Annotated in this window: 19 protein-coding genes; 5 read left to right on the forward strand and 14 right to left on the reverse strand. The window is 43.0% G+C overall.

Going from position 1 to position 22,388, the window contains the following annotated elements:
• Positions 1-58: 58 nt before the first annotated feature.
• The 3 genes from ACESTK_RS00980 to ACESTK_RS00990 are packed head-to-tail and all read right to left on the reverse strand — an operon-like array spanning position 59 to position 2,360.
• Positions 59-901, reverse strand: coding sequence for a 4Fe-4S binding protein (locus ACESTK_RS00980; RefSeq protein WP_118577806.1), 843 nt, complete (start codon positions 899-901; stop codon positions 59-61).
• A 7-nt stretch (positions 902-908) separates the two neighbouring features.
• On the reverse strand, positions 909-1,070 hold the full coding sequence (locus tag ACESTK_RS00985; protein WP_148461398.1) for a CD1871A family CXXC motif-containing protein: 162 nt from the start codon (positions 1,068-1,070) through the stop codon (positions 909-911).
• A 21-nt stretch (positions 1,071-1,091) separates the two neighbouring features.
• The gene (locus ACESTK_RS00990) at positions 1,092-2,360 is read right to left on the reverse strand and encodes a TlpA family protein disulfide reductase (RefSeq protein WP_373118207.1); all 1,269 of its coding nucleotides are present in this window, start codon (positions 2,358-2,360) and stop codon (positions 1,092-1,094) included.
• A gap of 380 nt (positions 2,361-2,740) precedes the next feature.
• Here ACESTK_RS00990 and ACESTK_RS00995 point away from each other — a divergent pair, with 380 nt between their 5' ends.
• Both ACESTK_RS00995 and ACESTK_RS01000 read left to right on the forward strand, forming a co-directional pair.
• Complete coding sequence (locus ACESTK_RS00995) at positions 2,741-3,415, forward strand: response regulator transcription factor (protein WP_373118208.1); 675 nt, start codon at positions 2,741-2,743, stop codon at positions 3,413-3,415.
• Positions 3,412-4,584: an ATP-binding protein gene (locus ACESTK_RS01000; protein ID WP_373118210.1), complete on the forward strand. Its 1,173-nt coding sequence runs from the start codon at positions 3,412-3,414 to the stop codon at positions 4,582-4,584. Before ACESTK_RS00995 ends, ACESTK_RS01000 begins: the two co-directional genes overlap by 4 nt.
• Here the strand turns inward: ACESTK_RS01000 and ACESTK_RS01005 are convergent.
• From ACESTK_RS01005 to ACESTK_RS01035, 7 genes are all read right to left on the reverse strand, one after another.
• On the reverse strand, positions 4,581-5,147 hold the full coding sequence (locus ACESTK_RS01005) for a M15 family metallopeptidase (protein ID WP_373118213.1): 567 nt from the start codon (positions 5,145-5,147) through the stop codon (positions 4,581-4,583). The genes ACESTK_RS01000 and ACESTK_RS01005 overlap by 4 nt on opposite strands.
• Before the next feature lie 32 nt (positions 5,148-5,179).
• The gene (locus ACESTK_RS01010) at positions 5,180-6,586 is read right to left on the reverse strand and encodes a YfcC family protein (protein WP_118577704.1); all 1,407 of its coding nucleotides are present in this window, start codon (positions 6,584-6,586) and stop codon (positions 5,180-5,182) included.
• Positions 6,587-6,992: 406 nt separating this feature from the next.
• Positions 6,993-8,120, reverse strand: a complete 1,128-nt coding sequence (locus tag ACESTK_RS01015; RefSeq protein WP_373118216.1) for a linear amide C-N hydrolase — start codon at positions 8,118-8,120, stop codon at positions 6,993-6,995.
• Between the two features lie 275 nt (positions 8,121-8,395).
• Positions 8,396-10,453, reverse strand: a complete 2,058-nt coding sequence (locus ACESTK_RS01020; protein WP_373118218.1) for a beta-galactosidase — start codon at positions 10,451-10,453, stop codon at positions 8,396-8,398.
• Positions 10,454-10,605: 152 nt separating this feature from the next.
• Positions 10,606-11,538, reverse strand: coding sequence for an aldo/keto reductase (locus tag ACESTK_RS01025; RefSeq protein ID WP_347087886.1), 933 nt, complete (start codon positions 11,536-11,538; stop codon positions 10,606-10,608).
• A 236-nt stretch (positions 11,539-11,774) separates the two neighbouring features.
• Positions 11,775-13,742, reverse strand: a complete 1,968-nt coding sequence (locus ACESTK_RS01030) for an oleate hydratase (RefSeq protein WP_373118222.1) — start codon at positions 13,740-13,742, stop codon at positions 11,775-11,777.
• 359 nt (positions 13,743-14,101) lie between these two features.
• Positions 14,102-14,665 carry a TetR/AcrR family transcriptional regulator gene (locus ACESTK_RS01035; RefSeq protein WP_187565324.1) on the reverse strand — a complete coding sequence of 188 codons (564 nt, stop codon included), beginning with the start codon at positions 14,663-14,665 and terminating at the stop codon, positions 14,102-14,104.
• A gap of 382 nt (positions 14,666-15,047) precedes the next feature.
• On the opposite strand from ACESTK_RS01035, the gene ACESTK_RS01040 reads away from it, so the two are divergent.
• Entirely contained in the window at positions 15,048-15,599 is a 552-nt protein-coding gene (locus tag ACESTK_RS01040; RefSeq protein ID WP_118577811.1) for a prolyl-tRNA synthetase associated domain-containing protein, read from the forward strand.
• Positions 15,600-15,715: 116 nt separating this feature from the next.
• Here ACESTK_RS01040 and ACESTK_RS01045 read toward each other — a convergent pair whose 3' ends face one another.
• The 4 genes from ACESTK_RS01045 to ACESTK_RS01060 all read right to left on the reverse strand — a co-directional run bounded on the left by ACESTK_RS01045 (position 15,716) and on the right by ACESTK_RS01060 (position 20,544).
• Positions 15,716-16,735 (reverse strand): sugar ABC transporter permease YjfF, encoded by a 1,020-nt coding sequence (locus ACESTK_RS01045; RefSeq protein ID WP_118577724.1) that lies wholly within the window; start codon positions 16,733-16,735, stop codon positions 15,716-15,718.
• Positions 16,732-17,793: an ABC transporter permease gene (locus ACESTK_RS01050; RefSeq protein WP_118577725.1), complete on the reverse strand. Its 1,062-nt coding sequence runs from the start codon at positions 17,791-17,793 to the stop codon at positions 16,732-16,734. Before ACESTK_RS01050 ends, ACESTK_RS01045 begins: the two co-directional genes overlap by 4 nt.
• Positions 17,793-19,349 carry a sugar ABC transporter ATP-binding protein gene (locus ACESTK_RS01055; protein ID WP_330602837.1) on the reverse strand — a complete coding sequence of 519 codons (1,557 nt, stop codon included), beginning with the start codon at positions 19,347-19,349 and terminating at the stop codon, positions 17,793-17,795. The genes ACESTK_RS01050 and ACESTK_RS01055 overlap by 1 nt, the downstream gene beginning before the upstream one ends.
• A gap of 211 nt (positions 19,350-19,560) precedes the next feature.
• Positions 19,561-20,544, reverse strand: a complete 984-nt coding sequence (locus ACESTK_RS01060; protein WP_148461385.1) for an ABC transporter substrate-binding protein — start codon at positions 20,542-20,544, stop codon at positions 19,561-19,563.
• 528 nt (positions 20,545-21,072) lie between these two features.
• On the opposite strand from ACESTK_RS01060, the gene ACESTK_RS01065 reads away from it, so the two are divergent.
• Both ACESTK_RS01065 and ACESTK_RS01070 read left to right on the forward strand, forming a co-directional pair.
• Positions 21,073-21,207 (forward strand): DUF6783 domain-containing protein, encoded by a 135-nt coding sequence (locus ACESTK_RS01065; RefSeq protein ID WP_373118229.1) that lies wholly within the window; start codon positions 21,073-21,075, stop codon positions 21,205-21,207.
• A 5-nt stretch (positions 21,208-21,212) separates the two neighbouring features.
• Positions 21,213-22,379: a GntR family transcriptional regulator gene (locus ACESTK_RS01070; protein ID WP_195589581.1), complete on the forward strand. Its 1,167-nt coding sequence runs from the start codon at positions 21,213-21,215 to the stop codon at positions 22,377-22,379.
• Positions 22,380-22,388: the final 9 nt, after the last annotated feature.

Genomic DNA, 22,388 nt, shown 5'->3' on the forward strand with positions numbered 1-22,388 from the left:
TTTTACTTATAAAGCATACATAAAGTTAATCCCCATAAAAATGGTAAAAACATTCCTGTTATCTCTTGCACCCACTTGCAATGGCGTGTACCGGACATGCCTGCTTACACCGTCCGCAACGGATACATTCCGGACTGTTGGGGTTTTCCACAGGGTTGACCACCATCTGGCAAGCCTTTGCACATTTTCCACAGTGAACGCATTTTTCCATATCTACACGGTAGCGGTAAATGGAAACCTTATTGAATACGGAATAAAATGCGCCAAGCGGACAAATATAACGGCAAAATGGTCTGTAAATAATAATGGAAAGAACAATTGTCACGATCAGAATTGTATTTTTCCATATGTACAGCCAGCCAATGGCACCGCGCATAGCCTTGTTCAAAAGTACCAGCGGCAATCCGCCCTCCAAAGTTCCGGCCGGACAGATCAGCTTACAGAAATAGGGTGCTCCCTGGCCCATTATATCTGTGAGAAACAGGGGAAGCAGAATTACAAACACCAGAAAAATCACGTATTTCAGCTTTCGAAGAAGCTTGTCCCCTTTAAAGGTACGGATTTTCTTTGGAAAAGGAATCTTATTCAGCAGATCCTGGATCAGTCCAAACGGACAGAGAAATCCGCACACCAGCCTTCCCAGGATCGCTCCTACGAAAATCAGAAATCCGATTACGTAGTAGGCAAATTTAAAGTTCCAGCTTCCAACCACGGCCTGTAAGGATCCAATTGGACAGGCTCCTGCTGCCCCGGGACATGAATAGCAGTTCAGTCCCGGAACACAGGCATTTTTCAGCTTTCCTGTATATATTTTTCCAGTTACAAATCCGGATATATGAGAATTTGTAAGTGCTGCCCAGAGTGCCTGTATGGTATGTCTGGGCCAGTTTTTTATGTTCATTTTCTTATCATCCAATTCCAATACACTCCATACAGATATTTACAGCTTTTGTAAAAACAACTTCCATTTCACCCCGGTAAATACCAAAGGCCATCATCAGAATCCCCACCGCTGCAAGGGCGATTCCTGTCCATTTGGACTGAGTGATTTTATTTATATAATTTTTCATCCTACATTCCCTAACCACTTTTTATTTTCCGGAATTAATTTTTTCCAGTGCATCCTCTACAGCTGTTTTCCAGTCTTCCAGATTTTTGCTGCCCATGATTGGATCTCCTACAATGTTCCCATCTTTATCTACAAAGAAGGATTCCGGGAAACTGCTGAGACCGCTGATACGTCCATTCATGTTTCCTGCATCCGGAATCAGAAGAGGATAGGTAACTCCTGTTTTTTCCTTGAGAATCTGCGCTTTTTTCACAGTATCTTCATCTGTAGTTCCGTCCTCTCCTACAGAATCGATAACCATTCCAACTACGCCCACACCCTTTTCCTTCATCTCCTGATAAAGCTTGTCAAGGTCTGGCATTTCATTTACACACGGAGAGCACCAGGTTGTAAAGCAGTTTACAAGAGTCAGGTCATAGTCACTGAATACTTTTTCTGTATAGGCATTTCCATCAATATCCGTTGTCTCAAATGCGCCTACATTTCCTGCATCCGGGTTGGCATTTTCTGCAGGCATATCAAATACAGATTTGCTTGGATCAAAAGCTGTCATTTCTGTGATCGTAGTCTCAATTTTTTCGATCTCGTCTGTCAGGTCAGACTCTGCATCTTTATTAATGCTGAGATAGTACTTATAATTTCCATCCTCACTTGTTCCCAGCTCTTTGTGCTCATTGCAGCCTGTGATGGAATCCAGATCATCGATCACGTCCTTGCTGTAAACACCAAGTGTGCCAACTCTTTCAATGCTCTTAAGCCAGTCCTCATAGCCGGTTCCAAGAAGGTTTACATCTTCGTTTTTCTGATCCTCAGTAAGCTTATTCCAGTGGAAAAAGGCATACTTGAAGCCAGTACTGTCATCATTCCATTCTTCCTCTGTGATCATAAGCATATCGGAGTTTTCTATCTGTTTCTTCAGGTCTTCCGGAAGGACTGCCTTTAAGCCAAGGAATGGGAAATCGTAGGAATCCTGCACCTTCATATTAATATCTGCTGCTTTTACTGTTTTTTTCACAGGTGTGCCATCTTCAGAGAAAACAGCTGTCTCAGAACCGTCACCGGCTACCACTGCGCCAGCTTCGTCTGCGGAAACGGCTGCTCCGGCTTCGTCTGCTGATACTGCTGCGCCGGCCTCATCTGCTGAAACTGCTGCGCCAGCTGCATCTGCAGGAACTGCCATGCCAGCTTCTTCTGCTGATACGCTTTCAGCCTTGATCATAGCCGGATTGAAAGATGTTGCTGTCAGAACTCCTGCTGCCAGAATTGCCATAAGTCTTTTTTTATTCATCATTTTTAATTTTCCTTTCAGCGTTTTTTATTTATCTGAACGTATTTTAACATCTTTCCTATAAAATCTGTGTTAAGATTTCTATTTTTTTCAAAATATGATAATATGATATGAGTGTCAAAAGGTCTTTTGACACTCATTTGATACCCGGATTGCTACGCAGCTATGCTGCTCCCGCAATCCTCCAAATATTCGAAATCTGCTGATTTACTGCGTAAATCGCTACTTTCTCATATTTGGCGTGTCCCAAGTTCAAAAGCCTTATCGTGCAAGCACGAACAGCTTTTTGACCTTTTGACACTGGTATCATAATATTTAAATTATAAATACTCTTTTTTGCGAGTATCTGATCTGCGCAAAATCATATTACGAAAGGAGCAGCTATGCACATTTTAATTATAGAAGACGAAGAACAGCTCTGCCACTCTGTTGCGGAGGGACTTCGCATAGATGGTTATGAGACAGATATCTGTTTCGATGGAGACGAAGGGCTTTGCCTGTGTATGACAGAAAATTATGACCTGATCCTGCTGGATCTGAATCTTCCCGGCACGGACGGTCTGGAAATTCTCCGCCAGTTCCGGGAACACAATACTAATACCCCGGTTCTGATCCTGTCCGCCAGGGATCAGATTGAAGATAAAGTAACGGGTCTGGATCTGGGAGCCAATGATTATCTTACCAAACCCTTTCACTTTCAGGAGCTGGAAGCCAGAATCCGAAGCCTTACCCGGCGGAAATTTGTTCAGGAGGATGTATGCCTGAAATGGAATCAGCTTACCTTTGATACCAGAACAAGAGAAGCCTCTGTAAATGGAGTGCCGCTTTCCCTTACCAGAAAAGAAAGCAGCCTTCTGGAATATTTCCTGCTCCATCAGAACCGTGTAATTTCACCGGAAGAAATGATTGAACATATTTGGGATGGAAGCGTAAACACCTTCAGCAATTCCATCCGTGTGCACATTTCATCTCTCAGAAAAAAACTAAAGGCAGCAATTGGATTTGACCCTATTCAGAATAAAATAGGCCAGGGCTATATATTGGAGGAATACAGATGATAAAAAAACGTTTCCACACCTCACTTCAACTGAAACTCACTTTATTGCTGTCATTACTGATGATTATCTCCTGTGTTCTTATGTACTTCTTCATCAGCCATTCTGCCGTATCGGGAATGGACGGATTGCAGAATTATATGATCAAGGTAGACCCACAGGATGGCGATTCACCCATTACCTTTAATGTAGATCCCAAAGCTCTTTTTCCTCAGTTTGAGCAGGAAATCCAGGAAACCAAAGAGGTTTTTCTTCTCCGAAGTGTTATTGCAACCACGACCATTATTCTTCTTTCCAGTGTGTGTACTTATTTTCTTACGAAAAAGACCCTTACACCGCTGCAGAAGCTAACCAGTGAAGTCAGTCAGATTCAGGCTCAAAACCTTTCTACTCAGCTGTCAGTTCCCAATTCAAAGGATGAAATTGCACAGCTGACCAGCTCTTTCAATGAAATGCTGACCAGGCTGGACAATGCCTTTAGTACACAGAAACAGTTTTCTGCAAATGCAGCTCATGAGCTGCGGACACCACTTGCAGTATTGCAGACCAACCTGGAAGTTTTTGAGAAAAAGCAGGAACCGGAAATGGTTGAATACCAACAGCTTTTCACTATGATCAGGGAACAGACAACAAGACTTTCCCAGCTGGTGGGAACCCTTCTTGACATGACGAATCTGAAATCTGTTCCACGAACAGATCAGGTTGCGCTGGAAGAGCTTGTAGATGAGGTTTTCTGCGACCTGGATCCAGTTGCAGAAAAAGCAGGGATTTCAATTCATTTTGATGACAGCTCCAGTCAGGATTCGCATACCGATGTTACCGGCAGCTATGTACTTCTTTATCGTGCAGTCTACAATCTTGTAGAAAATGCCATTAAATATAACCGTCCCAATGGCTCTGTCACAGTTTCAGTGAAGGAAAAAAACAGCCAGGTCATGATTCTGGTAAAGGACACCGGCATCGGCATTTCACTTGAAAATCAGAAAAAAATCTTTGATCCTTTTTTCCGTGTAGACAAGTCCCGCAGCCGGGCTATGGGCGGTGCCGGACTGGGACTGGCACTGGTTGACTCCATTGCGCGGGAACACGGTGGCTCAGTAAAAGTATTAGAAAGTAATGAAAAAGGCAGCATAATTGCACTTATGCTGCCCGTTAGTAGTTCAAAAAATTAAATTTCATAATCCGAAAACGGCGCCGGATCCGTAGATACATCATAAAAATGCCACCATTCGCACTCATATGCCTGGAAGCCTACGGATTCCATTACTTGTTTCAAATACTCGCCGTTTCTTCTTCCGGTTTCGGAATGACCTGAAGAATTCAAAGCAGCGCGTTCGTCCATAGTGTCAAACGGAGATGGCATTTCGATTTCGTTGCCTTCTTTATCAGTCAGTGTGACGTCAACACACATTCCGTTCATATGAGTAGGACGGAATTTCTTAATTTTCGTCATATCCGGCGGACGGGCAATAAAGTCATCATTTGGCATTATCTCCCAGAACCGCTTCTGTGCACGAATGGGACGATAAGCGTCCCATATTTTCACCCGATAGCCATCTTTTTCGAAAATTTCCTTCGCTTTTATCAGAATCTGCGCAGTGTGCTCATCCAGCCAGCAGTCCGCTGACTGGTACACCTGCACGCCGGTGAAATTATCCGACGTGGCATATTTCAGATCAATGATAAAATCTGAGGACAGGTCTGTAAGTTTAATAAGATTTCCTTTTCTTTCCATTAGATATACCATTTCTAAAAATCAAACACTCTCTAGAACCCAATTCCAGTTGCAATTCCCAACAAAATCGCCTGTGTCACAAACAAGATCAGAAACAGCGGCGTAAACCACTTATACCATTTCTGCAGGGAAATTCCACCCAGGCCACAGATGATAACGATATCTGCCGTCGGCCAGAAAATATTGGAAAGTCCGTCGCCAAACTGGAATGCAAGAACTGCTGTCTGTCTGCTCACACCAATAATATCTGCCAGCTGTGCCATGATTGGCATGGTTGCAGAAGCCTGACCTGTTGCAGACGGAATGAAGAAGTTGATCAGCGTCTGTACTACGAGCATTACCTGTGCAGAAACTGCATGAGGCGCATTTTTCAGCACGTTTGACAGGCCGTAGATAACAGTATCCATAATCTGCGCGTCCTGCATAACAACTGTGATAGCTTTCGCAATACCAGTCAGGATACATCCCCACATTGCAGTCTTGGCGCTGTCAATAAACTCACTGCACCATTTATTCGGAGACCACTTACAGATTGCAGCAGCAATCATGGACATAAGAAGGAACAAGCCACAAAGCTGCGGGAAATCCCATCCCCATTTGATCAGACCCAGCATAAGAACAACCAGCACTACAAGAACATCCAGAAGAACCAGACCATCTTTTAAGGTAAAGCTGTATTCATTTAACTCATCTCTGTCAAAGGCATGAATGTTTTTTTCACCAAATACAACGGATGCACCTGGATTTTTCTTAATTTTCCGCCCGTAAACCATTACATAGATAATGGAAATTGCCATGAAGATCACGAAGCAGATCGCACGGTATCCGGTTCCGGAATAAAGCTCTACACCTGAAATTGTCTGGGCAATTCCTACAGAATATGGATTCAGTGTCGCTCCCATAAATCCAACAAACTCTCCAACTGCAATAATGGCAAATCCGAACATTGCATCATATCCAAGAGCAACTCCCAGACCTACGATCAATGGATAAAATCCGTAGAATTCACTTGCCATACCAAACACAGAACCGCCCAGTCCGAAGATCATCATAATAATTGGAACAAGCAGAATTTCTTTTCCTTTCAGTTTCTTTAAAATGGTTCCGATTCCTGCATGGAAAGCACCTGTTTTCACCACAACACCGAAGGTTCCGCAGCAGCAGAGGATCATGAAGATTACATCAGCAGCCTCCACGCAGCCTCGATACAGTACACTGAAAAATCCAAGAAATCCGGTTGTGGTAACTTCGGATTTATCAATTGTGTGATAAGTTCCATCAATGGCTACGTTTCGAATTCTTCCATTGATGTTCATTTCCTGATAATCGTAGGTTCCGGATGGAATGATCCATGAAAGAATCGCCACCAGAAGTACAACGGATGCTACGATGATCAGGGTGTCTGGCATTGCCAGTTTTCTTTTTCTCTTTCCCGTCATAAATGACTCCCCCTTTAGATAGATGGATTATAAAAACTATTCGCTTTGCCTGAAGAGTGTTACACTTTTTTCTTATGCATACCCCGTACATTTATCCACTCCGCAAACAGCAATTATAAATTCATAATACACTGCATATACTATGGAGTCAATCAAAATTAACGTGTTAAAGTGTTATTTTTCAGACTAAGTTGACATATTGTTTCAAATTTATAGACAAATTTAACTAACATTCCAGTCAACACTGTAACGAGATTCGTATTTCAAATAATCAAAATGCCCCGCCGGGGAAATGATGAAGCTTCCCTTTGACGAGGCATTTAAAACCTTATATTGAACTTCTGGTTCACGTGTCTTTCTCTTCCTTTAAGACTACCGGATTATGTTTGAAACAGGCTCTATGTTATTATTTTAGTGTAATCGTGTTATCCTTCAGATTATACCCGATCACATCATCCCAGTTTCTCCGAAGGGCAATCTCTGCGGTGAGATTGGTATCATCATAAACAATAGACCACTGGGTATTACTGGTAACTTCCTCCTCTGACGGCTCCTGTGATGCGGCCTTCAAAGCCTCCCATGCAACATCACTGTTGTAAACTTCCTCATAGTCAAAAATAGCTTCCATTTTGTCATACCGCTCTTTTCCGTGACCGTAAATGCCATTCTTCTGATTCGGAAGGACTTTATCCTTATAGAGTCCAAAGAAATTCGTGATGGAACGAATTGGTGTGGCAACCATTTCTCTGGTTTCGCTTTCACAGTCATACTCCACTACTCTGCCATCACCGGAAGCATCTGTGATATAAAAATGATAATCTCTGCCGCTTGTAGCAAACATGTCATACTGGTTCAGAAGCTCAACGGCTTCTTCTGTAGTTGCCGCACGGTCCAGAATCAAACGGATCACAAGCGTAGTTCCGATCACCGGCTTGCCTGTATTCTGGTGAACCGGTTCGCTGTCCAAAGTAAGAACTGCAATAGATACCCCTTTTTCATTCATGCCATCCAGGCAGATAAATGGTGCTGTTAATGTGGCAAGCTTTTTCTTCATACTCGCATCCGGAGTATTTGCTGAGATATTATCCAATGCTGCGAAAGCCACGGATTTGTAACCATCCTCCGGTTCACAGTAAACCAGCATTGCAGAAGTATCCCGTTTGAAATCATAGTTTCTGCCCATCAGCACATTTCCGTCTGCTTCCTGCAGGGTAAAAGCACTGCAGCCAAAATCCGGTGCTTTAATATGTACTGGCAAGATAGGAAGTGCCTCTTTCACAATGGCATCAACAAAGCTCTGGTTATCTGTTATGCCGTATTCGATCAGTCGATCCAGATCATAATCATATTTCACATCCATGCGATACAGATTATACTCGTCGTAATCTGTCACTTTCTGTATACTGCTTATGGTTTGAAAACGCCCCTCATACACTGAAATAAAACCACCCGCAGCCACTATCAGAAGCAAAAGAATCACCAGTAAAACCGTACGGATTATCTTATGATTCTTCGATTGTGTCCTCATCTGCATACCCCCCTCCTGTAATATTTTTGATATAATCATTATACTGGATTAAATAATAGGTATGCAAGACAATTATTGGATATAACTTGTTTTTCTGTTGAATTAACCTGTTTTATTCATAACCTAACCCCTAACCATGGCGCGTTTAAAAACTGAAATCAAACGCGTTCTATGAATTTGGCTCACTACCTTATAAACAACAAAGAGCCGGATTTCTCCGACTCTTCGTTTAACTATTTCTGATTTATTTAATTTCATATTTTCAAAAACATTTTCCTGTTTCATTCCAAAACTTCATAAACTATTGTCTCATACGGTTTCATGCAGATTTCACCATTTGCAATTACATTATCATATAAGGACCGCATCTGCTTTTTCAGCACAATTTTTTGTTCTGAACCCATATAGTTCAGGACAAAGAAGTATTTCTTATTTCCTTTCACACGCTGAATGACTTCCACCTCCTGTGGAGCTTCAAGCATAGCCTGGAATGGTTCCAGAATTCCTGTGTATTCTAACAGCACCTTCATGCTTTCTCTGGAAAAAGTACTGCCAAAATGAATTGCATATCCCTTTCCTGTATTCTTTCTGATTACGGCTGGTTTTCCTGCATAATAGCTATTGTCGTAGAAAGCCAGAGTTTCTCCCTCCTCTACAGGCTCCATAATGTCGTTAAATATTGGCATGTCAATCGTCTGACCGTCCCAGTTGGCGGTGACAGACGGCTCTGCTGGACTTGTGAATGTAAAATCTCTCACATCTGAACCAGTAATTTTCTGCAAAAGTCCGGGCTGCGGAAGCATAACACATTTGCCATTTTCCTGCTTATATCCGGAACGGCAGCCTATGATCAGGATTCCGCCATTTGCTACATATTCTTTAAGTAAAGCAGCTCTTTTTCCCGTCATAATAACAGGATGTGCATAGATGAGCACTGGATATTTCTGCAATTCCTTTATATCTGTATCCTCGCTCAGATATAACGTATTATATGGGGTGTGATAAATTTCAGAAGCAATGAAGATTTCTTCTGAGCTCTGCGCTTCCACCCTTCTGTGCCATACATCCACATTCGTATCCCACATATTGTCGTAGTCTTTTAATACTCCAAATGCAGCTGTATAATCCGCTCCGCAAACTTCATCCAGACACTTTAATTTATTATAAAAGTCTTTTACCTCTGCCAGCTTACGGTTATCGCGATTGTCATAATCCAAAATTCCATGCCAGTACATTTCTGTACTAAAAGTACAGGTTCTCCACCTGAAAAAAGAAATATAATCTGCGCCATGGGCTACACTCTGCATTGCCCAAAGTGTAAGCTGACCAGGTCTTGGTGCCGGACCTTCCATTCTTGTAGTCCATCCACCTGCCCCAGACTGCTGTTCCATAATACCAAAATGAGGACATATGGAACGTACTTCCGTTAGATTTTTACTCCAATGACGGTCATTCAGGTCTTTCGCGGTCTTCAGATCTCTGTTCAACCCAAATGCAAAACTTGGATAGGAATCATATGTATAAACATCCAGGCATTCCTCTGCCATCTTGTGATTATCCAGATTCCAGAACATACCATTTGTGGTGATATAGTCTCCGTCTTTCTTATATTTCGAGATTATTTCTGCCTGCATTTTACAGAAAGAAATTGTACTTTCTGAAATAAAACGGTAATAATCCAGCCTGAGATGTGGATTGCAACCATTATTTAACACCGGTCGCGGAACATAAATCTGCTCCCAGTCTGTATAGGTCTGATTCCAGAAAACAGTTCCCCATGCTTCGTTGAGGTTATCCAGAGTTTTATACTTTTCTTTCACAAAATTACGAAAGGCAACAGAATCTGCCTCTGAATAAAATTCATCCACCTCACAATTCAGTTCATTGTCAATCTGCCATCCCACAATTGCCGGATGTTTGCCGTAATGCTGCGCCAGCTTTTCTACGATCCTTGCAGATAATTCTCTATATTTTGGTGAATTGTAATTGTAATGTCTTCTGGCTCCATGACGATATGGAACTCCATCTTGACGGCAATTTAAAACTTCCGGGTATTTTTCCGTAAGCCATGCCGGCGGTGTAGCTGTAGGTGTTCCAAAAATCACCTGCATTTCTTCCTGTTTACATAACTCCATAAATTCATCCCAGAAATCAAAGGTAAAAACGCCCTCTTCCGGCTCCACTTTGTTCCAGGCAAACTCTGCCACACGGATCACGGTAATCCCTGCCGCCTTCATTCTCTGTAAATCATCCTGCCACAGTTCTCTACTCCAATGCTCCGGATAATAACAGGTTCCCATGGTCATTTCTTTCCATTGAAAATTTTGTGGTTTTCTCATATTCTGCTCCTTTTTAATTCATTTCTTTTGAAACAAAGGCGATGTGAAAAAACTCGATTGAGTTTTTTCGCATCTCCCTTTTTTGATTGATTTCAATTATTATATGAGCAAGTAGCGAAGCGGAACCTGGAATATCCACTTGACTTACTTCATCAGGGCAAATCATTTCCAGCAGCCAGATATATCTCGTACCACTCTTTTTTACTCAACCTAACTTCCGTTGCTTTTGCTGCTTCACGAACACGAGTCGATTTTGTAGTGCCGATTACAGCCTGAGTTGCTCCAGGGTAGCGGAGAATCCAGGCAAGAGCAACAGCCATAGGAGTGACCACCTTTTCAGAAGCAATTCTGTTGAGCACAGTGTTCAATTCCCGATAATTATCAGATTCAAGAAAAGTTCCCTGAAAATATCCATACTGAAGGGAAGACCACGCCTGAACCGGGATCTTTTTCATACGGCAGTATTCCAGTACTCCACCGCCATCCCTCATGATTCCCTTATCACACTGCATATCCATGTGAAAACCAGCGTCAAAAACCTGGGTAACGGCACAGCTAAGCTGAATCTGGTTTGCACAAATTGGGAACTGTATTTCCCTGCTTAGCATTTCCATCATCATAGGCGTCATGTTGCTAACCCCAAAATTCCGTACTTTTCCAGCTTTATAAAGGCGGTCAAAAGCCTCTGCAATTTCATCTGGTTCCATAAGCGCATCTGGTCTGTGAAGAAGCAGGCTATCCAGATGATCTGTATGAAGTCTGGACAGAATTCCATCTACAGCCTCCAAAATATAATCTCTGGAAAAATCGAAATAGGTAAAATCCGGATCACAACGGATTCCGCATTTTGACTGAACGAAAAATTTAGTGCGCAAAGAAGGATTCTCTGTAAAAACTTTCCCTATCACTTCTTCTGATTTTCCACCACCATAAATGTCTGCGAGATCCAGAAAATTAATCCCCTCTTCAAGACCAGTCTCAATCAAATCCAAGACCTCACCAGTGGACATCTCTGAAATCCTCATCAATCCCATAACAATTTCAGATACCTTATCTTTATCTTTTCCAAATTCAATATACTGCATACGATTTTCTCCTCTTGTACCAAACAGCTTCTTGTCCAGAAACCGCAATATTATATCTTATTTTGCAGAAAGCCTTTTTCAGACACACTTTAGTTTATCACACTGTTAATAGCCTTGCAAGATTCCGCTTTTTCGCCATTAAACAGTTTTTCAATTTCATTTGTTGTAGTACAAAACAAAGAGCCGGATCACTCCGACTCTTCGCTCGTTTCAGCATATAAAATTTTTACAACCGCTTATTTCTCCAGCATATAATCCTTAATCACATCATGGTCTCTCAGCACCTTCTCCACTAAGGTTCCCTTAATTGCTTTCAGCAAAGGTTTTTTCACCAGATTCAGCGGTCCAGGAAGCTCAATTTCAAGTGGTGATCTGCCATCCATGAGTTTTACGCTGGCGTCAAGGAGTTCTCGTACGTCGTATACGCTTCCCCATACTTCCGGAACGCCACGGTCTACGCCCATAAGTCCGTATACAGCTTCCATTGCAGTACGAACGGAATACTCTGTGGTGAAAATAGTATCTCTTGGAGTCTCTGCGAACTGTCCAAGGAATGCGAAGTTCACGCAGCCGTCCGGGATAACGTCCGGTCTGTCACCTTTGGCTCTTGGCATGAAGAATGCAGTGATGTAAGGCATCATGGTCGGTACGCAGACTGCGCTGTTTTCAGCCAGATTCTCAATCTGATCAGTCGGTACGCCCATATGGTACAGCCACTCTTCCGTGATTTCTTTACCGGTACACTCTTTCATTGGTTTCTTTACATAATCGCCAGGTACATCTGTGAAGAGACCATATACCCAGACACAAACCTTATCTTTATCCTGATCCTTGAACTGACCCTGACGGTTGATGGTCCAACTTAACAGCCAACTGGAATCCTGGCAGCTTACGATACCGCCGGTAACAACCTTGCCGCTCTTCGGATCTCGCTTGCAGATGTCGGTAATATAAGGAATGATCTTGTCATCCAGTGTGGTAACAGTTGCAGATTCCCAGTTAGTCTTCGCGATATCAGAACAGAATTTCTCCGGATGTCCGAAAGACGGATCCTGTTTTGCAATATTTTTCCAAAGGCTCCAGCAGCCGCTTGTACGAACCTCAGCATCTCCGTTTGGAGCGTGGTTCTGGTCACCGTAGATGGTTCCCTCTGTACAGCTTCCGTTGGTAACAAATACATAGTCATTCTCAGTAAGAAGGATTCCCTTCTCAACACCCTTTACCTTGCACTCAATAGCAGTTGCCACTTTTTTACCATCGTGGATATCGAAGATTACATTGGTAACCTCTGTGTTGAACTGGAAGTCAACACCTGCATCCTCCAGATATTTCTTCATCGGAAGGATCAGGGACTCATACTGATTGTATTTGGTGAATTTCAGAGCACTGAAATCCGGAAGTCCGCCGATATGATGGATAAAACGCTGGATGTAAAGCTTCATCTCCAGTGCGCTGTGCCAGTTTTCGAATGCAAACATAGTTCTCCAGTATAACCAGAATGTGGAATTCAGAACCTCGTCATCAAATACATCCTCAATGGTCTTGTCATAAAGATCCTCGTCCTTTGTAAAGAACAGCTTCATAATCTCCATGCAGCCCTTCTGGCTCAGATTGAATTTTCCATCTGTGTGAGCGTCTTTGCCCTGATTTACAGTAGCACGGCAAAGGGAATAGTTTGGATCATGTTTGTTCAGCCAGTAGTACTCGTCCAGAACGGAGGCACCTGGTTTTTCCAGAGATGGAATACTGTGGAAAAGATCCCAGAGGCACTCGAAATGGTTCTCCATCTCACGGCCGCCTCGCATGACGTATCCTCGCATCGGATCAAAAATACCGTCGCATGCACCGCCTGCAATGTCCATCGCTTCCAGGATGTGAATGTGGTCGCCAGGCATCTGTGCGTCTCTTACAAGGAAGCAAGCTGCTGCCAGAGAAGCAAGTCCGCTTCCTACCAGATATGCATGCTTGTCATCTACGCCTTCCGGTTTCTCTGGGCGGGCAAATGCTTCGTAGTTACCGTTTGTATAATAAATGCCCTTGCTGTTTTTCTCATTTTTGCCACGCTCTGTATTGCGGTAATTCGGGTCTACGTGTGCTTCTGTGATCTGTTTCTCTTCGCGGCTCTTGTTTGCCAGAATTGCTGCTCCTGCACCTGCTGCAGCAAGTGCTGCCATACCTAATACGGAATGTTTTTTCTTTGACATAAAAATTACCACCTTTCTGAAATTTGCCGTTACATTATTTCCGGCTATCTGTGTTTATTCTTGTTTTAACTTTTCGAATCAGCTTCTAAGCTTTCTCAGTTTTGTTTCCTAACCTTCAGATAAAAAGCTTTTATTTGACTAATTCGAAATTCTGCTGCCTTTTATTTAGTATTTCCTGTTTCTGAGTGTATTCTACGTCAAAAAATAATTTTCCTCAATTTACAAAACAAGACGGATGACAAAAAACTTATCATCCGCCTTACTTTGTAAAGTTGATTTCGAAAACTTTATGTCCCGCCCTTTCAGGATTAAAGCTGCTATGCCATAGTTATCCCTTATTTTCCGGATAAACTTAATCTTTATTGCCCTTCCTTCTCCATATTCCGCAGAGAATTCCCAATATTTCCATGCATGGTCACGCAGACCATATTCGCGATTTCTTCCGGGGCTTCCTTCATTCCTCTCTTGATCCAGTCAAGCATGACACCTACGAAACTGTATTTGTAAAAATCCGCAATAAATTTCTTCTGTTCCTCTGTAACCCTCAGATTCTCGCTCTGCTCTTCCACCACTCCTTCGATCAGCTGATAGGTCAGGCTGTACAGATAATTTTCCACCTGCTCTTGTTTCACAGAGCGATACACGTTCAAAATAAATGGTTTATTTTCCAAAACAGCCTCAAAAATCTGCTGAAGCCCTTCCTGCCAGGTGTCGTAAGTCTTTTTTCCCTGCAAAGCCCGGGAAGCGTCCTCAATACAGGACCATTCTACCAGGTCATAAATGTCTTTAAAATGATAGTAAAAAGCCATTCGGCTGATTCCGCAGTCTGTAGTCAGGTCGCTGATGGTGATCTTGTCCAGAGGCTTTTGAAGGAGAAATTTCTTCAAAGACTCTTCCAGTGCATTTTTTGTGATATTGTTCATTCAGATGTGCTCCTCCTGATAATATTTATTTTGCAGTATGGCATCATGCAATACATGAGGTCTGTACAATTTCTAGAGCGTGTTTGAAAAATCATTCCCACAATCTGCAGGCTCTAAGGATTTTATAAAGCCTTTTTGAATTTTTGTCAACAGGAGCGCTATGGAAAAAAGCAGATATCCGCCTCCGAACTTATATATGCACATATTTTCTGAAATATTCATCGCTATTCTGGAATGTATTTGAAAAATGTTTTCTAAAAGATGTGCATCACAATTTGTGGGAGAACATCCTCCACTTTACAAGAAAAACTCTCAATGCTACAATATTCCCCAGATATTTGACAAAAAAAGACCCTGTGGGGGAATACATAAGGAGAACACCATGGAATTAAAGCTTGAAAACGGACGTCCCGCAGATACCACGGGCAGACTTGAAAAAGAGATACGTACTTATGATTTTCTTGATGCACTTCAGGTGCCTTATCAGAGGATTGACCATGAAACTCTGATGACCATTGAAGCTTGTAAAGATGTGGATAAAGTGCTTGATGCAGTAATCTGCAAAAACCTGTTTCTCTGCAACCGCCAGGAAACGAACTTCTATCTGCTGCTCCTGCCAGGCGACAAGAAGTTTAAGACAAAGGAAGTATCTTCCCAGCTTGGCGTTGCCAGACTTTCCTTCGGCAATGAAACTTATATGGAGAAATTCCTTGATATTACACCTGGTTCTGTCAGTATACTTGGACTTATGAACGATAAGGAAAATCATGTGCAGCTGCTTATTGATGAAGACCTCCTGAAGGAACCTTACATCGGCTGTCACCCTTGTATTAACACCTCCAGCCTGAAAATTAATATGAAAGATATGATGGAAAAAATTATTCCGGCTATGAAACATGAACCGATTTTTGTGAAATTGGGACAGGAAGAATAAAATTGCAATTAACTAATTTGTATGTTACCCTTTCTTCCATCATGCCCAAAATAAAACAGACAGATACACATTTCAATCATGTACCCGCCTGTCTCATTTCAGTCTTTATTCAATTTTTATTTGCTCTTCCGCTCCTTTACCAGTGCAAATACACTCTGAAGTACAATGAAGAAGCACAGCAGGATTGCTGTTACAATGTTGGACCAGGAGCTGATCAGTTTTCCATTGGTTTTAACCAAAGTAGAAATCGTACCATTGATCAATACACCAAACAAGGAACCAAGTACATTTCCTACACCACCGGTAAGAAGTGTACCACCGATGACTGCGGAGGAAATAGCGTCCATTTCAAGGCCGGTTGCCTGGGTGGTAGTACCTGCCATGGTATTCAGACAGTAGCAGATTCCGCCGATGGAAGTAAGGAAACTGGAAAGAATATATGCCTTCATCTGTGTTTTCTTAACATCAAGTCCCATCAGGGTGGCAGACTGCTGATTGCCGCCTACTGCGTAAATACTGCGGCCGAAGCGTGTGTATTTCAGCATCAGATAAATAGCAAGAACTACGATCAATGCAACTACAACAGTTACACGAAGGTATGGAAACTGCATGATTCCCTTTTTGTTCAGATACCCTCCAAATGGAAGGGAAATCTTAAAGCTGGAAAGAGTAGTAAAAATCTTGTCAGAAACAATACTTACCTGCTCTTTACAGATCACGGCTGTCATACCTCTGGCAAAGAACATTCCTGCCATAGTAACGATGAAAGGCTGGATTTCCAGGTAGGAAATACAGAAGCCCTGAACAATACCAAATATAATACCAATTGCAAGAATCAGAAGCATAAGTACCGGGCTGGACCATCCCCACTGCTCGATTCCCACTGCCAGGATCATACAGTCCATAGCAACCAGGGAACCTACGGAAATATCAATACCGCCAGTAAGCATAACGCATGTCATACCAGCTGTGATGCAGATCAGACCTGCATTGTTGATCAGGATGTTCAGAAATGTCTGGAAACGGGTAAAGCCTTTGTCCGCATATACGATACATCCTGCAGCATACATTACAAAGAATAATACAATGGTGATCAGCAGCAACAGGTTATTGCTGTTTATTTTTTTCTTTTTCATGCCCGAGCTGCCTCCTTTCCGGATTTCTTTGTCAGCTTCTTAAAGAAGGCTTTGGCTGGCTCAGCCTGAATTACTACGATGATAATAACTACGATTGCCTTAAATACCGGTGCCTGTGCAGAAGAAACACCAAGTGCATACAGAGTTGTGGTAATCGCCTGGATGGTGTACGCTCCGATGATGGAACCTGCCAGGGAAAACTTACCGCCGCCAAGGCTGTTGCCACCAAGTGCTACAGAAAGAATTGCATCCAGCTCCATGTTCAGACCGATATTATTGGTATCTGCTGAATAGATTCTGGAGGTTGCAACCATACCTGCAAGACCTGCACAAAGACCGCAGATTGCATAGCACATAAGGATGATCTTTGCGGAATTAAAGCCTGCGATACGGGAAGCTTTTTTATTAATACCAACACTCTGGATGTAAGTTCCAAGTGCTGTGTAGCGAAGTACAATAGAAGCAATTGCCACACACACAGCTGCCACAATGATCGGTGTTGGAATGATTCCGCAGTAAGCACCAAGCTTCTGGAAGGACGGAACACGCACATAAACGATCTGGCTGTTGCAAAGAAGAAGTCCCACTGCACGTCCCGCCGACCATAGGATCAGGGTGGCGACCATAGGCTGAATATTCATATAAGCAACCAGAAATCCGTTAAAAACGCCACAGATCAAAGTGACAAGAAGTCCGGCTCCAATGCCAACCAGCAGCGGATGCGCATATTCCTGCACATTTACATTTCCGTATCCTGCAAGAATCATACAGCAGACACCTGCGTAAAGACTCATTACAGAACCAACGGAAATATCAGTACCGCCGGAAGCAGATACAACAAGTGTCATACCGATTGCCAGGATGGCGATTTCACTTCCACGGTTCAGGATGTCGATCAGACGTCCGTAAAGTACACCATTCTTAATGGAAATCATAAAGAAGGAAAGCGGTGCACTTCCTGTTGCAATATCATATACTACGTTGATCAGCATGACCAGAATCATACTGAAAACCGGAAGGAACAGACGTTTCTGCGCCAGTTTTTTGAAATTACCCATTACTGCTCACCTCCTGCGATTGCTTTCATTACGTTCATCTGGTTCATATCTGCCTCATCAATCTCTCCAACCTTCTGACCGTCACGGAGAACTGCCATACGGTTGCAGGTACGGAGCATTTCCTCGATCTCAGAGGAAATGAAGATCAGACTCTTTCCTTCATCTGCAAGCTTCAGAACCAGCTTCTGGATTTCTGTCTTGGTACCGATATCGATTCCTCGGGTAGGCTCGTCCAGGATCAGGAAATCCGGGTTTGTTGCAAGCCATCTTGCGAGGATAACCTTCTGCTGGTTTCCACCGGAAAGCTGTTTAATCAGAGTCTCACGGCTTGCACATTTGATCTGGAGAAGATCGATATACTTGTCTGCAATCTCACACTGTTTTGCCATAGGGATCTTTTTCAGAATGCCCTGTTTTGCCTGAATTGCAAGGATGATATTTTCTCTTACGGACAGATCTGCAACAATACCCTCCGCTTTACGGTCATCAGGAAGAAGTCCCATTCCAAGATGCATGGCATCAATAGGATTTTTCACCTTAACTTCCTTGCCTTTTACTTTCAAAGTACCAGTCTGGGCACGGTCAGCACCGTAAATAGTACGTGCCAGTTCGCTTCGTCCGCTTCCAAGAAGTCCGGTAAGACCGATAACCTCTCCTTTGTGGATATCAAGGTCAAATGGTTTGATGGTTCCTGCGTGGCTTAAGCCACGGGCTTCGATTACCATCGACTCTTTTCTCTTATCTCCTGTGGTCTCCGGTTTAATGGAAGCAAGATCGTCGAAATCTTTTCCCATCATAGCTGCTACCAGCTTCACTCTCGGAAGATCTGCGATCTCATACTCGCCAACCAGCTGACCATTTCGAAGAACAGTGATTCCGTCACATACTGCATAAACCTGCTCCAGGAAATGGGTGACAAATATGATTCCTACACCTTTCTCTTTCAGTCTGCGCATCATGGTAAAAAGCTTTTCTACTTCACGGTCATCCAGTGAAGAAGTTGGCTCATCCAGAATGAGCACCTTACAGTCCATATCTACAGCACGGGCAATTGCGATCATCTGCTGCAATGCCAGTGAATATTCTTCAAGATTACGTGTTACATCAACGTCAAGCTCCAGCTGTTTCATAAGGGCAGCTGCCTGACGGTTCATTGCCTTTCGGTTGACCGTTCCTAGCTTTGTCAGCGGCTCGCGGCCTATGTAAAGATTCTCTGCCACCGAAAGGTTTGGACAGAGGTTTACTTCCTGATATACAGTAGAAATGCCCTTCTTCTGGGCGTCCATGGTATCTTTATTTACGATGGGATGATCAAATCCTTCCAGATAAATCTCTCCAGCCTCAAATTTATTTACGCCGGTCAGGCACTTGATCAATGTGGATTTACCCGCGCCATTCTCTCCCATCAGTGCTCGGATTTCACCTTTTTTCAATGTCAGATCCACGCCTTCCAGTGCTTTTACACCTGGGAATGTCATGCAGATTCCCTGCATTTTCAATACTACTCCTGCCTCCAACGCGATTCCTCCCTTCCCGTTATCAACTTCATTTTTCATTCTCCTCGTTATCGCGTTATTTGCCATAGGTTCCTCTGTTCTGCGGCTCATAACCTCGCGAAAATTAAGGGGAAGAAAATCCGCCTTGGGACTTTCCTCCCCTATTTGTTCATCTTTATCGTTTTTCAGCTGCTTGCTGATAACCAATTTCGATGTTTACGGATTGTTTCACAGCTCTGCTGTTTTCACACTCTCCGATTGATTTTTCTGATTAGTAAGCACGTCCAGCCAGAACTTCATCTGTCATAGTTGTAGCATACTCGCTCTCAATTCCAGGTGCTACGAATGCCTGATCCTCAACAAGTGTTGTCTTCTCAAATTCTTCGCCTGCCTGCATTTTCTCGATTACGCCCTTAACAACCTCAGCCTGGATCGGGTTACACTCAACATCACAGTTGATCTTTCCATCTAATGTATACTGAAGTCCATCATGTGTTGCATCGAAGGAAATAAGAGTTACATCGCCATCAACACCATAGGTGATACCTGCTGCATCCATTGCATCCATTGCGCCGTATGCTTCGTTATCATTCTGGCAGACAACTACATTGAACTGTCCCTCGTAGGATTTGATGAAGGACTCCATAACTTCCTGTCCACCAGCCTGTGTAAAGTCACCGGACTGAGAATCAAGAATCTTCCAGTTATCATGCTCGCCAGCTACCTGATTGAATCCTTCTGTACGTCCAAGTGCTGCGGAAGCTCCTACGGAACCTTCGATTACAAGGATGTTCGCATCTTTATCGCCAAGATACTCAGCTAACCAGTTACCAGCTGTGATACCTTCGTTTGTTGTGTTTGTTCCAACCCATGCATCATATAAATCGTCACTTGCTTCGATCTCACGGTCTGCGATGATTACCGGGATTCCAGCGTCCTGCGCTTCCTGAAGAACGGTGTCCCAGCCAGCGGACTGGATCGGAGCGATTACGATGTAATCCATATCTTTACTAATAAATGTACGAACTGCCTCAAGCTGTGCAGCATTGTCATTATCGCAGTCTACAAGGTCAAGGCTGTATCCAGCGTCCTCTGAGAAAACGTCCTGATAGTTCTGGGTGTTTGCTGTACGCCAGTCTGATTCATGTCCAACCTGTGCGTATCCAACTGTTACCAGATCGTCAGCGTAAACCGGCATAGCCATCATGCTGAGTGTTGCTGCTGCGAGTGCCATAACTGCTAATTTCTTTTTCATAGTGATTATTCCTCTCTTTCTTTTAGAAAAAATACTTTTGCAGGTCGCGCCTGCCATTGGTTTCTCGTTCAACACTGATCCGTTTGCTGTCTCAGCTTTTCGTCCGTTCTTTGAATCCGTGTTCTTCTTGATGTCTATAATTTAGCGAAAATCAACATAAATTTCAATATTATCTTCCCGTCTTTTGGTTGTTTCGTCAGTTCAAACAATACAAATTTGTTAGTTTTCATAGTGAAATACAGACAAATTTATATTATAATGGACTTCAGGCAGGAAAAGGGGTGATATTTTATGATTTCTCATTTGGAAAGTTTGTTTTCTTATGATTTTGTGAAAAATATTACACCTTTTTCTATGTTTTTCGATTTGGCAAACTGTCTAAGCTTGGAAAAAAAGGTTTGATCATTTGAAAAAAGGTATAATATTTTGGGTTTTAAAAGTGAAAAAGCAGAAGGTTTATTGGGAAATCATAAATAATTCATGTGAAAATTTTATGAAATAACTATCTCAGCAAAATAAAAAAACATTATGCCGCTAATTAATGAAAAATTCCCCCTGAGTGATAAGATCCACTACAGCAACCAGAAACTGGGTAAAGAGTGGGGCATACAGATTGTGGGAATGCTTTTTCAAACACGCTCTAACCTAAGAAAGAGGAACTAAAATATATGGCGATCAAATATAAATGGCTGGTTGAACAGCTAAGAGAAATCATTTCAGATTCTATTCAAAAAGGAATCAACAAGCTTCCCACAGAGCAGGAGCTGGCTGGCAGATACCGTGTCAGCCGACAGACAGTTCGGGCGGCGCTGGCAGTTCTGGAGGAAGAGAGGGAAATTCGCCGCATTAAAGGAAGTGGTGCTTACATTACCGGGCTTTCCAGCCTTGAAGACCGGAATATAGTTGGAATTCTGATTCCCGATGAACAGCAATATGAATATCCTGCACTGATAAATGATATTCGTGTGACGCTGGCTGCAGAGGGATTTTCCTGCAAGGTTTACCCCACTCACAATCATGTGGACCAGGAACGGCAAATCCTTCAGTTTCTTTTGAAAAGTCCGCTGCGGGCGCTTATTGTGGAGCCTGTAAAAAGCGCTTTACCATCACCTAATACTGAGCTTTATCAAAAACTGATACAAAAGGGAACCTCCATTTTGTTCCTGGGATGTGCTTACCCCCAGTTGTCTCAGATTCCAGTAATCTATGAAGATAATCTATATGGGGCTGGTCTTCTGGTGCAAAGTCTTGTGGAAAAAGGCCACTCTTCTATCGCCGGTATTTTCCAGATGGACGATCAGCGGGGGCATGAACGATACCAGGGATTTCTGGATGCCATGCAAAATCAAGGGCTGACTGTACCAGACCGGAATATCTGCTGGTACACCACACAGGAGCTGGATGATTTCCGTCAGAGCCGGGATATCAGCTTCCTGAAAAAATTTCTGGAACGGATCACCCCAGACTGCACTGCGTTTATTTGTGAGGATGACTTTATTGCATGGCTGTTATGGGAAGAGCTGTCGCTTGGCAACACACTGGCGCTTAAACGTGAGAAAAGGATAGCAACTCATGCTCCCCTTTCATCCTCTCTTCAAAACACCGGATTCAAAGCTGCTTCCGCCGACCATAATTTCGAAACCACAATAGCACTAGCCGCCTTCAATACCAGCTACCTTACCACATCTGGTCTGCTCCGCGCCACAACACTGACCCATTCCGCACACCAGCCTGGTACTCTGGCCGCCCAGATGAGCATAAACAAATTAAAAGGACTCCCTGTCTCTTCACAGGAAGTCCCATGGCAGTTATCACTGCCGAAATCGCATAATTAATTTTGAATA

The organism is Ruminococcus sp. Marseille-P328 (assembly GCF_964249465.1).
Classification (GTDB): domain Bacteria; phylum Bacillota; class Clostridia; order Lachnospirales; family Lachnospiraceae; genus Blautia_A; species Blautia_A faecis.